Here is a 14335-nt window from a genome sequence, read left to right on the forward strand (position 1 = left end):
TTACAAGTACGTGGTTTTCATTCGTATAAAATTAGTCTAAGTCATTGGTCGAATGGAACTCGCATGTAAGAGTTTTATACATGTTCTTGTTGTGGCAAACCTTGTCATGCTCGTTTCGCCCTCATAAATTGCAAAACGATTATTCTAACAAATCGTTAAACCACACTTCGATATTGGCATAGTCAGGCGACAAGGTACAGATGGAAGCATCTTCCGGATTATCGGGATTCAGCCCGTTGGCCACCTCCCACGAGTCCGGTAATCCGTCATCATCTGAATCCTCAGGATATTCTTCCGATTCCAGTTCAGGCCACCCACCTACATCTGTTTGAGAATCAATGATGCCGTTTTCACCATAAGTTGAAGTACCATTTCTCACTTCGGAAATAATTCTTTGGTCAATTTTATCTCTTTTCAAAGAAGCTCCGGCACGATTCAAAACCTCAGGAAACGCATCATCGACTTCCCGGGGCAAATAATCAGAAATGTCAAAGGGTTCTTCTGCCAGTAACGAAGCAGCACTATTTCCATTAAAATCGATTCCTCTGATATTATCGGAAGTGATATTATTATTATTAGCAACAACATTACCCGCAATATAATACATTCCAAATGGCTCATAAGGTTCCAGAAATTCTTTTGCTGCATTTTCAGAGGTTGCCGGGCCCGGTTTAAAATAATTATTTATGATATTGTAATTCCCTGCCTCGCCTCCATAAATACACTTCGATTGCCAGTTATAGATCACATTATTGACAAGTTCTGCACGTTCCTTATCAGGTTGCTTGTGATACCGACTCCCTTGAAGTCGTGGATTCCGGCTGGTGTGATGAGCCATCAGGTTTCCGATAAAAGAGGCCGTCTTACCACCCCAAATGCCACCATACCCGTGTTCTCCTTTGTGATGGTACGAAAGGTTCAGGCTTTCGCTGATGATGCACCATTGCACTGTTGAATTCTCATTATCATATACCGAACACACCTCATCGTTGCCCCAACTGAAACTGCAATGATCAACAATCACATTTTTATTGTCTTTGCAGGTAAAGGCATCCACCTCCCCACCGGAAACATCGCCCGGGCGTACTCTCAAATACCGGATTATCACATTGTCAGCCTTGACTTTTAAAGGATAGCCGGTAAGGCAAATCCCCTGTCCCGGAGCCGTATGTCCTGCAATGGTAATATCCCCGTTATTAATATCCAGAGGTGATTTCAGGTCGATATATCCCGATACTTTAAAAACGACAATTCGAGGACCGTGTTTCCGGATGGCATTTCTCAGACTGCCCGGGCCTTCATCATTCAGGTTGGTAACCAAAACTACTGCTCCACCTCTTCCTCCGGTCGTATATTTGCCGGCTCCAACAGCCCCGGGAAAAGCAAGCGTCTTTTGCTCATCATGATCCTGGGAACAGGCCCATGCTGAAACCATTAAAAAAAGAAGAATTGTCGCTACTATTTTTATTCTTTTCATCAGTATAAAATTTATCTAAGTCATTGGTCTGATGGAACTCGCATGAATGAGTTTTATACATGTTCTTATGTGACAATTTTTGTCATGCTCGTTTCATCAATATAAATATTTTTTCTTTATACCGGCAAACTGTGGTGTTGCAGGGGTTGGTAAAAAAAGCTAAAACGCAAAGACGTATGTTGTGTTTATAGTTCACACTACTGGCTACTGACTAAAAACTACTGACTAAATTGCTTATATCTAAAAAACTGATAATCTATTAAGGCAATCTTTGCCATGCTCGTTTCATCGATCCAATTCAATAGCGGCCAGAATAAACGGCGCGACGCCTTTGGGATCGTTATCAACCTGGGTTTCGGTGACATAATACTCAAATGAGCCGTCGCGATACGGATTACCTCCTAATCCGCATCCTCCGCAAATATGATGCATTGTAACCAGACCATTTTCATCAACGGTTATAAGATGTTCAATAATCCCGTCGAAAACATCATTGGCCACACGCAAATACGATTTGTCAAGATAACCTTTTTTTGCTCCTTTAGCAAAAGCATAAGCAAACATGGCGCTTCCCGAACCTTCGATATAATTTCCTTCCCGGTCGCCAATATCCAATACCTGATACCAAAGCCCGGTTTTTTCGTCGCGAACTTTAAGCAATGCTTCTGCAGTAGACTGGAAAACAGAAATTATGGAATCACGTTTGGGATGATTTTGCGGAAAATAATCGAGTACATCAACAATTGCCATCATATACCATCCCATTGCCCGGCTCCAGAAATGCGGCGAATGGCCTGTTTCGGGGTCGGCCCATTTTTGCTCACGGCTTTCGTCCCATGCATGATATAATAATCCGGTTTCTTCATCAACGGTTTTGTTATAGGCCAGCAAAATTTCATGAGCCACCTCGTCGAACCATTCCGGGGCATTGAATTCGCGTGCATATTGAGCCAGAAAAGGCGTTGACATGTAAACACCGTCCAGCCAAATCTGCCAGGGATAAATTTTTTTGTGCCAATAACCGCCACTTTTGGTTTTGGGATGATTCCGCATCTGCTCCACATGAAGTTCAATGGCCTTGCGGTATTTTGGCAAACCCGTTCGTTTGTAGACCGTAATAAGATTCTTTGCAGGATTGATACGGTCAATATTGTATTCTTCAGGATTGTATGTCCGAACGGTACCGGAGTCGGTTACAAAGTAATCCACATAATCTTCCATATATTGTGAATAGACCGAATCAACATGGCCAAGCTTATCAATGGCTTGTCCCAGCATGGCAATATCATACTGCCATTTTATGGTTTTAGGGTTCTGATAATTTATCAGACTATCGTAGCGGCTCATAACCGAATTGGCCATCCTGACCGACCATTTCTGATGATTATCAGAAGACGATTCCTTTTTATGGTTACATCCTGAAAAAAACAGAACCGAAACCATAAGTATATAATATAAAAAAGTGGTTCTCATAATTTTATAAATTGTCAGATGTTTAAAGCCTGTATCCCGACAGGTGAGATGTTACTTTAACAGTACAACGTTGTTAACTTTTTTTGGCTCATGTGATTATTCATCAATGCCCAAATACCTAACCTGGCATAGCCAGAACCAAACAGGTTCTTTAAAGTTGGTTCAAAATATTTCATCCGTATATAATTTATTTATTAAAGTCGGATGGAACTCGCATGCAAGAACTTATACATAGTCTTATTGTGGCAAACTTTGCCATGCTCGTTTCCTTCTGTCATCCTCATTAATAAATAGATGCAGACGGGCTTTAAAAATATTATTCCAAAAAAAAACAAATATTAGGAGTTGGACACTAACTTACATAACATTATATTTTTCAGATGAATGCATCATCGTAAAAGATAATCATCAGGTTCCAAAACCTGTTTTTTCACTAATAATTTCATTGAGATAAACCTCTATGTTCGAATAATTATCATCAAGATCATTGCCAGCTGCATCAGAAGAATTATTGGGATCAAGACCCTTTTCTGTCTCCCAGCTGTCAGGCATTCCGTCATTATCTGCATCATCGGGTGCAGTTCCGGCCTCCAACACAGGCCATCCTCCGACTGTTTCCTGAGTATCAATAATACCCAGCTTGTCTCCATAAGCTCCGCCATAAGTAGCTGTGGTATTGAATACTTCTTCCACAATACGCTCGTCTACTTCATCTCTGTTCAGACTCGCACCCCCATGTTCCAAAATTTCCTCATAAGCTTCGCCTGCAGAAGTATACTCAACAGGTGTGACATCGAATGGCTGTGAAGCAGCCAGCTCAAACTTAACACCGCCACTTTTAAGGTCTATCCCAAGCCAGTTATCATCGGTTACTGTAGATGAACCATGTACATAATTACCATCCACATAAAACTTTCCGTATGTTCCCTCATAATATGCCTCAAATATTCGGTCTTTGTGCTCTCCGGTGGCAGGTCCCGGTTTGTAGTAGTTATTAATAATATTGTATTCACCTCCTTCGCCTCCATAAGCTGAGTTATCTCCCCAGTTGTATATAACATTATTGACCATTTCGGCCCTTTCGCGTTCAATTCCGTCTCTTACACCATAAAATCGAGGGTTTCTGCTTTTATGATGTGCTAAAAGATTATGATGAAACGAGGCATTATAGCCACCCCACAGTCCACCATATCCATGTGCACCTTTACCATGGACCGACTCATTTAAGCTTTCAGCAATGATACACCATTGCATTGTGAAGTCCTCGTTATCGTAAAATGAAGCACACTCATCGGTACTCCAGCTCATGCTACAGTGATCGATGATAATATTTTTGTGATGACGTCCCCAAATAGCATCTCCTTCAACCGCCTTTACATCCCCCATCCTGAATCTTAAAAACCTAATAATCACATTATCGGCCGAAACTGTAACAGGATAATAGGCTAAAGTTATTCCGTCTCCCGGAGCCGACTGCCCGGCTATGGTAACATCACCAATACTTATTCGCAATTCTGTATCCAGGTATATTGTTCCGGAGACAGCAAAAACGATAATCCTTGGTCCCGACTGTCCGATTGCCCAACGCAATGTACCTTCAAAAAGGCCATCTTCGAGTGTGTTGACAACATAGACATCACCGCCTCTGCCTCCCGTTGCATACATTCCACCACCTTCGGCTCCCGGAAAAGCTATCGCTGTTTCCGGATTTTCTTCATCATCGATATCTTCATCGTTGCCATCTTCTTCACTGGCATTATCATTCGGGTCCTCTGTTTCCGGCTCACCGGGTCCGCTAATTGTATCTTCATCTCCACAACCAGAAAACGTCCAGGTAAGAGATGCCACAAATAGGAATAGAAAAAATTTTCTCAGCATATTAAAAACCTAAATATTAAAAAAAAACGGAGATGCACTCCTAAAAGTGCATCTCCCTCTGGAAAAATTAGTTAACCCAACGTGGATCACCCATAGGTCCGTTATTTTCGCCCATTGTGCGAATATCAGAATTAATATCAACTGTAAAGTCACCATTTTCCGGGTCGACAAAAGGAGATACTCCACTATTGTCGGTAATACAGTTAGTTCCGTTAAAATCCGAACTGGCCAAAACGCCGGACATATAGTAGTAATTGTAATCAATTACCGGGAATCCTGCAGCCGGTGAGTCAATTCTGAACTCGGCACCCGTCCATTCTGTTCCATCAAAGGTTCCCATTTCTGAGAATACACAATTCTTAACCGTGGCTTTACTATCCATAACACGGATGTATAAGAACCTGTTGGCAGGCATCGCTACATTATGGAAAGTAGAATTTTCGATATTTACAACCTGCCCGGTAAACCCTGCTATATCATCACAACGCAGGAAATGACGGGTCTGACTGGAATTGAACATAGTTGAATTGGTGATGGAAATCTCACTGACCGCACAACTCCTCAAATCAATAAACTCATTGCTTCCGGTTGTCACGTTCTCAACGATAACATTATCAAGTTCAACTCTGTCAAGAGCGCCACCTTCTGTCCCCCTCAGTAATGAGCGTTCGTAATTCCTGAAGGAACAATTTCTGATGATGAGTTCACCTTCTGTTACATCACTTGTAGTAACCCGTGTTGCATAACTCATCAGTTCTTCTGTATTCACCTCTCCGGTTTCCGTGATAGTATAACCCGTAAAATCAAGGTCTTCAAGGATATAAGAGCCACTGGCATTGATATATATTGAAGCTCCGTAAATCAAAGGTTTATCCGCGGCATTCAATGCTTTAATAGTGGTAGAGCCACTAAGTTCTATTTCATCAGAACTCAGGTTGTATTCACCACCTTCTACAACAAAAGTTCCGGAACCGGCTTCGTTAATAATGGCAATCAAGTCATCACCTTGTTCAATAAGCGTTGCATCACCGATATCGATAAGCGTTTTGAAAGTTATGGAACCCCGTTTGGCCTCACCATTATAAATCTCTGCAACGTACTGGGTTTCACCTGTAAGTCCGTCACAGAATTTTTCTCCGGCCGATTGATCCGCTTCATCCAGCTGATATGTGATAGATTCACCACCTTCAACAGGAGTAATAACAATATGAGTAACAGCCTTAACCGGATCCCATGACAGGACAACATCATTGGCACCAACGTCATCACCTTCAAGCTGGTAAAGAATATTTTCCGTTGGTGTAACGAATGTTAACTCAGCATATTCCGAATTTCTGGAGGGATCCTCGGCAACGGCCATTATTCTTACAGAATATCTCTCACCTCCTATAAGATCGGGAATAACGAGAACCGCTTCTTCTATACCTGTATATGACTCCACAATGTTGTCGAATTTCAAACTGTCACGGCTCAAATCAATGTTATAAGAAACTGCTCCCAAAATTGGCAACCATGAAATTTCCACGGTAGTTCCGTCAAAATTGGTAGTTAGCTCCACTGGTCTGAATAAACGTGTTTGCCCGGTACTGACATCATCATCATCGTCATCACATGCAGGAAGTACGATTATTGCTGCCATTACCATTAAAATCAATTTTTTCCAAAGATTAATTTTCATAACGACTAAAATTTAGTTAATTAATATCCGTATTCATTAGTAAATGCACCGTTGGCATCATCAATAACAGGCTGGGCGATAGGCAGAAGATGCCGGTTGGGGTATTGGTCCAATCCACTTGACATTAAGTTCAACCAATCGATAAACTCCTGTTTTTCTTCCTCGCTTCGACCTGACATCCACTCTACCCTGTCAAAATCGGGCATATTAATATCGCCGAGTTCCTCATCAAGGTTGAGTGTCTCAAAATTGAGATCCTCGGGATCATCCTCACGATATTGGTAATACAAATACTGAGGAACATAATCATAAGGAGCTTCCCCATAAACAATTTTTCGGTTCAACTCGCGGGCTTCGGTTATTTTCTCATAAAGCATGTTCCAGCGAACGAGATCAAATTTGCGAATACTTTCACCGCCAAACTCCAAAGCTCTTTCGTCAACAATAGCTTCAAAGAAATCTTCCGGGCTGGACAATCCGTCAACATAAGCATCTACCTTCTCAGCATGAACCTCAGTCGGGAAAGCTCTGCGTCGAACCTCTTTCAAAGCTTCTTTGGCTTCGGCGGTAGGACCGTTCAATGCATTTTCGGCTTCGGCAAACATCAACAATACATCGGAATAACGCATTAAACACCAGTTGATACCAGTAAGCAATTTGTTTCCCGCATTTCGGTTAGCAGCAATATAAGCATCGGTCATCCATTTTATGTTCCATTTAGCAAAGCGGAATTGTGAGGGATCGGTATATATTTCCATCTGTGGCTGTTCGTTGTATGAATAAAAAGCAACGGAAACATATCTTCTGGCATCTTCCGGTTCAAAAGAATAGAGATAATGCGGAAGTGTAAGTTCGCCGCCCTGATTACGTCTTCCGTACTTGGAACTTGTCTCGTAACGAACCCCTGAGTAATAGCCGGCTTCGCCACTACGTGTCATCCCATGACCAACTTCAAAAAGACTCTCATAGTACTGACGATCTGGTTCCAACTGATTCTGACGAATGAAAACATCTTTAAAGGAAGGATTTAAAGAATGCACACCTTCATCCATTATTTCTTTACATTGATCGCGTGCAATCTGATAATAATGCTCCCAGTTTGAACCACGTTCCATAGTATTTGATTCAGCTCTGACAGAATAACCGCCTCTGTAAAGAGCAACCCGTGCCATCAATCCTTTAACAAAGCCTTTACTAATTCTTTCAGGCGTTCCTGCATCGCTTTGGTCGATCCAGGGGACATATTGTTCGGCTTCCTGAAGGTCTTCAATGATTGATTCCAATATCTCATCGCGGTCGGTTTTACCAAGGAAGAAGTTGGAGCCATCGGGCTGTGTAGGTTCTACTTTAAAAGGCACATCGCCCCAGATACGAACCAAATCGAAATAGAAAAGCGCCCGAAGTGTAAGTGCCTCACCATAGTAAGTCCACATTTTGCGTTTGGCCTCTTCGTTATCGCCTTCCATCACAGGGCTCTTTGGAACTTCTTCAATAAGAATATTGGCTCTTTCAATAGCTCTGTAAAGTGCATTCCATGGGCGGGCAATTTCGTTATTCCCGGGTGTTGCCAGGTAATTTCCGATGCCACGCCTTCCATTGTCGGCATAATCGCCTGTACCAAACGCAACAACCTCAATATCTGAATTCAGGCTGGCATAGAATGGAATTTTCTGGGAATACATCTCATCAAGGGTCATCAGCGAGTAAATACCGTAAAGCGCATTCAGTGTAAATGCAGGATTCGAAAAAACAACATCGGTGGTATAACTCGATTTGGTTTCGGTCTCCAGCAAATCATCTTCACATCCGGTGAAAATAAAAATACCAAAAACCGTTATCAGAAAATATGTTACTATATTTCTCATAATTAAATAATATTTTTAGAATGTAAGATTAACACCTGCAACAACAGACTTGCTTCTGGGATATGCCGAATAGTCAACGCCAGGAGTAAGCGGGGTAGAACGCCGGGTATCGACCTCCGGATCGTATCCCGAATAATCAGTCCAAGTCCATAGATTGTATCCGCTGACATAGAATCTCAGTTTATCCACAAAAAATCTTTTCAGCAACGATTCAGGCAGTGTATAGCCAAGTGTGATATTGTTCAGGCGAAGAAATGAACCGTCTTCTATAGCCCATGAGTGCAGAACCACCCGGTTCATCATCGGATGCCATATTTTAGAATTCTGATTAAGCATCTGCAAGCCTTCCGGACTATAAACAAAGTCGCCTGTTTCAGGGTGAACGGTCGTAAACCTGTTTTCCCAGTTCATCATGCTTAAAAGGTTTCCGTAAAGCCGTGAATCGGGGAAAGAGGTAAATTCAAGCTTATTAGCATTGTAGATATCGTTACCATAAACCCAGTTAAAAAAGGCTGAGAAATCGAATCCCTTATAGGTAGCTGTAAGATTAAACCCACCGGTATGGTCGGGGTTAGCATTACCAATGATGGTACGATCATCTGCGGGGTTAACAATATTTCCCTCGCCTGAAAGTTTCTTAAATTTCAAGGTTCCGGGTCCAAAATAGCTTGCCCCGATCAGTGTACTGTTATCAGGAACGCCTTCTTTAAGGGTATAAGTTTCTGTTGCTGCATCGTATGTAAAATCACTGTATTTATACATTCCGTCGGTTACATATCCCCACATTTGTCCAACAGGCTCGCCTTCTTTCAGGAGATAATCACCCGTAGGTCCTGAAGAACTTCCATACCATCCGGAACTTTGGAGGGACATTTTTACATCGCCTAACTCTTCTACCCTATTAATATTGAAGGCTATATTAAATGAAGCTCTGAGTGTAAAATCTCTTTGCTGAATAATATATCCGTCCAAAGAAAGCTCAACCCCTTTATTGGAAGTTTCACCAATATTTTGCATCTGATATTCGTAGCCGGTATTTGTAGGAATGTTAGCACGGATCAAGAGGTCTTTTGTCGTATTATAATAAGCATCGAAAGTACCACTGATCCGGTTATTGAAGAATCCGAAATCCAAACCGGCATTTCTGGTATAGGTAGTTTCCCACTTTAAATCGGGATTAGCAATAGTGCTTCCCGGAACAAGCTGATTCTGACGATCTTCATCAACGAAATAAGGTTTATCCCCATCACTGGTAGTATAGAGCATCTTCCACATATCGTTTCCAATGCGGTTGTTACCGGCGGTACCATAACTAAGCCGCAGCTTAAGATTAGAAAGAATATCGAACCCACTAAGGAATGGTTCTTCGTTGATCCTCCAGGCAGCAGCAACAGATGGGAAATATCCCCAACGGTTACCTTCGGCAAACTTGCTGGAACCATCGGCACGCATCGTTAAAGTAAGCAGATATTTGTCCAGATAGTTGTAATTGAGTCGTCCGAAAAAAGAGTTCAGCCTGTCTTCGGGCGATTCAAAGGATTCTGTAGGCTGCGGCGTTCCCAGATTCATCATGGCCAATGCAGCATCAATTGTAACATCATTGGGGAAGAACCTGGATTCCATATCGAGCGACTTGGTTTTGTATGAATAATATTCCTGCCCAACCAGAACACTCAGATTATGCCCGGGTAAAATATCATCCTTTGCATAGGTAAGCGTGTTGGAGACCCTCTGGCGTATGCCTTCACGTGTATCAATGGTCACCATTGGCGTACCACCACTATCGTTTTTCGACTGAGAAGTGGAAGGACCATAAAAGCGATCATCTCTTCTATTTTCTAACTCTACACCCCAGTCGCTTCTCAAAGTCAACCCGTCAATCATCTCATAACTGACACCGCCATTGAACGTAATATTCCGGCGATCGGAATCTCTGTAATCATCGTTTACAACATCAACGGGATTATATAGCTGGCTGGCAGCTTCAATATCGGCATCAAAATCAACCGAAGCAAGGAAATCCTGTAACCCCCTGACCGGTGCATACTTAATGGCATGTTTCAACCGGCTGTTGGTAGAGGAGCCTTCGGTTGACGTGCCGGCACCGGTAACATTGGTATCGGAAAATCTGGTATTGAAATCGACAGACAGCCGGTCGGTAATCTCGCTGTTTAGCTTAAAATTGATGTTGTTCCTGACATAACCGGCACCAAGCATAATTCCTTCATCATCTGTTCTGGTAAGACTTAAATTATATTTGGTCTTTGCCGACCCCCCGGTAACACTCACATTATAATATTGAGTTGACGCATCTCTACCGAATATTTCATCCTGCCAATCGCGCCCCTCTTGTGCTTTATACAGCTCCAGGTCGCCAAACACACCATAATATCTTTCAAAATTCCGGGCCGTATTACCACTCTCACCGGCAAGCTCATATTGCCATAACACATATTCATAGGGGTCAAGAACATCGAGTGTATTCGTAATTTTCTTCACACCATAGTACATGTTGTAATTTACTTTTACATCACCTTCAACCCCCTCTTTTGTCGTTATTAAAATAACACCGTTAGCTCCTCGAGCACCGTAAATGGCTGTTGAAGACGCATCTTTGAGGACGTCGATTGACTCAATATCAGTAGGAGCAATATCACTAATACTGCTTACCGGAAAACCATCAACAATGTAAAGGGGTGAATTGTCCTGAGTAATAGAGCCACCGCCTCTCACACGAATCTTGATCTCTGCATCGGGAGAACCTTCGGTAGTTGTGATCTGCACGCCAGCTAACCGGCCTGTTATGGCCTGAGCAGTAGATGTTACAGGAATATCCTGCAGATTGTCGCCTGACACAGATGCAACAGACCCGGTTAAATCACGTTTGCGTACCGTTCCATAACCTATGGCAACGACTTCATCCAGTCCTATAACCTCCTCTTCCATCTGCACGTCAATATTGGTACGACCATTAAGAGGAACTTCCTGATCGGCAAAACCAATAAAACGAAAAACCAATACATCGTTCTGTATATCATTGACGGTGAGGTTGTAGTTACCGTCCATATCGGTTACCGTTCCGGTAGTAGTACCTTTAATTATAATATTGACACCAGGTAACGGGTCTCCGTAATTATCAGTAACCCTTCCCTGAACGGCTCTCTGTTGTGCAATACCCGCAGTAGTAAAACAGACGAGTAGTAACAAAACATACATCGATTTGAATACAAAATTTTTCATCATAACAAATACTGATTTTAATTTTAATTGCTGTTTAATTCAATTGAGTTATCAGACGCTGTTTAAACATTTTTACACTTGCTAAGATATGGTAACACAAACAAGATAGTGTCCGAATAAATATCTAAAATGGTGTTGCAAATTGTTAATCCAAAAAGGTGACAGATTATCAAAACACTGATTTTTAATATATTATTTAATATCATGCATACGCCCTGTGAAAATATTGACCCCGCAACAGGAGTGGTGAATTCTGATCAGTCACATACATCCTCAATGATACCTCGTACTGCAATATTCTTCATCGTGGCTTATTAGAACTTCCCAGCCCTGAAGATGGTGGATTTGAACCGGATATACGTGAAGAATATAGCGGTTCGGAATCCATTATTCTTAAAGAACATGTCACATCGGAATCTGCCACTCCCGAAAGCATAGGATAACCCACTATGGCTAAGGTAAAGGCTTGACTTGAAGCTAAAACATTCACTCTATAGCAGGAAAAAAGAAACAAGAACTCATTATTTTATCCTCACCTGGTCGGGATTAACACTAGTCCCGACTTTTAAAGATGCTTCTATATCTTCGATGCTACTCTGTTGAAATGATACATTCTCAGTTTTATTTCCATAAATGACAAGTGCCGGAGAGTCGGGGGTCTCAAACTGAAACTCCTCAATTTCAATATTTTTTGCATTGAGTAAAGCCAAAGCAGGTCCTTTTTCGACAATTACCTTCACGTTTCGGAAATTTATACCGTCTGCATCAATAATCACGATTCCCTCTTTTCCCCTGAGTAATGCATTCTCAAGATGTACGTTTTGAAGGTTCATTTCGGGTAATCCCATAAAGAAACCGGCATTCCCAAAACCATGGGCGCGGATGTTCTTCATGAAAATATTCCTGAACGAAGGCGTTTCTTCGGTCACAGGCTGAGGTTCACTCCATTCACCCGATGGAACGCTGTTACCACCATCATCCAAAACAGGAGCATTACCCTCATAGAAAAGATTGAAGCGAATGGGTTCGGTAGGGATATCAATCATATCAATATCAGATATGTAAATATTCTCAACGACCCCGCCACGTCCTCTTGTGCTCTTGAATCGAAGACCTGTATCCGTCCCCATAAATGTACATTTGGAAACATGCACATTACGTACTCCTCCCGACATTTCACTTCCGACAACAAATCCGCCATGACCATGATAGACAATATTGTTTTTCACGATTACATTTTCTGTTGGCATACCACGACGTCTGCCATCTTCATTCTTTCCGGATTTGAAACAAATGGCGTCATCGCCCACATCAAAACTGTTATTGTATATCAGCACATTTTTGCAGGATTCAAGATCCAAACCGTCACCGTTTTGTGAATACCATGGATTACGAATTGTTAAATTCCTGATAATGACATTCTCACTCATCAACGGATGAATATTCCAGGCAGGAGAGTTTTGAAAAGTTGGTCCGTCAAGAAGTACTCCTTTACATTCTTTGATACTAACCATTACCGGCCGTAAAAAATCCTTTACCTTCTCGTACTCCTCTTTGGAACTAAGATCGGGAACATTAAAATTATCTTTCCCGTCGCCTGCTTTCGACTTCTCCGTTGGATACCATATCTTCCCGTCATCGCTGAGTACACCTCCCGATTCCACAAGATTTTTCCATTGCGAAGCAGTCATTTTACTCTTCTTCACCGGCCGCCAGGCATCACCGCTGCCATCAAATACGCCATTGCCGGTAAAAGCAATATTTTCCAGATTGTGAGCATGTATCGGTGACATACAGCGATAGGTTTCCAAGCCTTCAAAACTGGTTTCGATAAGAGGATATTTATCAAAATCGGAACTGAATAATACCACTGCACCATCTTCCAGATAAAGATTAATGTTACTTTTCATCTTTATGGGACCGGTCAGCCAGATACCCCTCGATACCACAACCTTTCCTCCGCCATTAGCCGCAACATCATCGATCGAAGCAGCAAAGGCTTCGCTGTTATCTGTAATACCGTCTCCGATAGCACCAAAGTCACTGATATTCACAACATAATCCGGAAATTGGGGCTCAGATATCACCGGCATTTCAAATTCAACATCTTTGTAAAGCGATTTAAGAGTATCTTCCTGCTCAACAGAATGAACAGAACATGCCAAATTTGGCAACATCATCACTATAATCAAGCACCATTTCAACCTGTCAGAATTTTTTTTCATAAGTATAAAATTTAACTAAGTTATTGGTTTGATGAAACTCGTCCCCTGTAATCGGGACGAGTTTCATCATCACAAAAGTTGTCCAAAAACGGATGGATACAGGTACTAATTATTAAGCCTGCCTGCTATTTATCTGTTTAATATCCACATTAATTATATGCCGGATTTTGAGGATAATTTCCACGGTTCAAATCAAGAGCATCCTGTGGAATAGGTCGTAAAATCTTGAGGTTTCCTCCATTCCCGACAAACCAGTCGGCCGATTCAATATCTTTGTTATACTGAACACATCTGTCGTCGCAATACCTGTATGGCAATGGCTTTTAATTTTGTAATTGCAAGTTAGAGGCAAATGAGGATGCCCGTGAGGGACAAATTGTCAAAAAAAGTTATCTGAATTATGATTTTTTAACGGGGACATTTCATCAATACACTGATTATGTGCGCTTAATCATTTAATCACCCACTTAAAACAATTGTAAAAAACCAAAAAAATAGT

The 14335-nt window shown here is 41.8% G+C and carries 8 protein-coding genes; all 8 read right to left on the reverse strand.

Annotated features, from left to right (window positions below; all coding sequences use genetic code 11):
- Positions 1 to 139 precede the first annotated feature (139 nt).
- The 8 genes from ATH1_RS0100935 to ATH1_RS21355 all read right to left on the reverse strand — a co-directional run bounded on the left by ATH1_RS0100935 (position 140) and on the right by ATH1_RS21355 (position 14153).
- Positions 140 to 1477, reverse strand: a complete 1338-nt coding sequence (locus tag ATH1_RS0100935; RefSeq protein WP_010416305.1) for a pectate lyase family protein — start codon at positions 1475 to 1477, stop codon at positions 140 to 142.
- Between the two features lie 285 nt (positions 1478 to 1762).
- On the reverse strand, positions 1763 to 2950 hold the full coding sequence (locus ATH1_RS0100940; RefSeq protein WP_010416308.1) for a glycoside hydrolase family 88/105 protein: 1188 nt from the start codon (positions 2948 to 2950) through the stop codon (positions 1763 to 1765).
- A gap of 408 nt (positions 2951 to 3358) precedes the next feature.
- The gene (locus tag ATH1_RS0100945; protein ID WP_010416311.1) at positions 3359 to 4828 is read right to left on the reverse strand and encodes a pectate lyase family protein; all 1470 of its coding nucleotides are present in this window, start codon (positions 4826 to 4828) and stop codon (positions 3359 to 3361) included.
- Between the two features lie 67 nt (positions 4829 to 4895).
- On the reverse strand, positions 4896 to 6506 hold the full coding sequence (locus ATH1_RS0100950; RefSeq protein ID WP_010416314.1) for a DUF4957 domain-containing protein: 1611 nt from the start codon (positions 6504 to 6506) through the stop codon (positions 4896 to 4898).
- Between the two features lie 20 nt (positions 6507 to 6526).
- Positions 6527 to 8371, reverse strand: a complete 1845-nt coding sequence (locus ATH1_RS0100955; RefSeq protein ID WP_010416317.1) for a RagB/SusD family nutrient uptake outer membrane protein — start codon at positions 8369 to 8371, stop codon at positions 6527 to 6529.
- A 15-nt stretch (positions 8372 to 8386) separates the two neighbouring features.
- On the reverse strand, positions 8387 to 11614 hold the full coding sequence (locus ATH1_RS0100960) for a SusC/RagA family TonB-linked outer membrane protein (protein ID WP_010416320.1): 3228 nt from the start codon (positions 11612 to 11614) through the stop codon (positions 8387 to 8389).
- Positions 11615 to 12132: 518 nt separating this feature from the next.
- A complete protein-coding gene (locus ATH1_RS0100965) occupies positions 12133 to 13836 on the reverse strand; it encodes a glycoside hydrolase family 28 protein (protein ID WP_010416323.1) in 1704 nt (567 codons plus the stop codon).
- A gap of 149 nt (positions 13837 to 13985) precedes the next feature.
- The gene (locus tag ATH1_RS21355; protein ID WP_010416326.1) at positions 13986 to 14153 is read right to left on the reverse strand and encodes a hypothetical protein; all 168 of its coding nucleotides are present in this window, start codon (positions 14151 to 14153) and stop codon (positions 13986 to 13988) included.
- Between the last annotated feature and the right edge of the window lie 182 nt (positions 14154 to 14335).

Origin of the sequence: Anaerophaga thermohalophila DSM 12881 (assembly GCF_000191885.1) — a bacterium.
Classification (GTDB): Bacteria; Bacteroidota; Bacteroidia; order Bacteroidales; family Marinilabiliaceae; genus Anaerophaga; species Anaerophaga thermohalophila.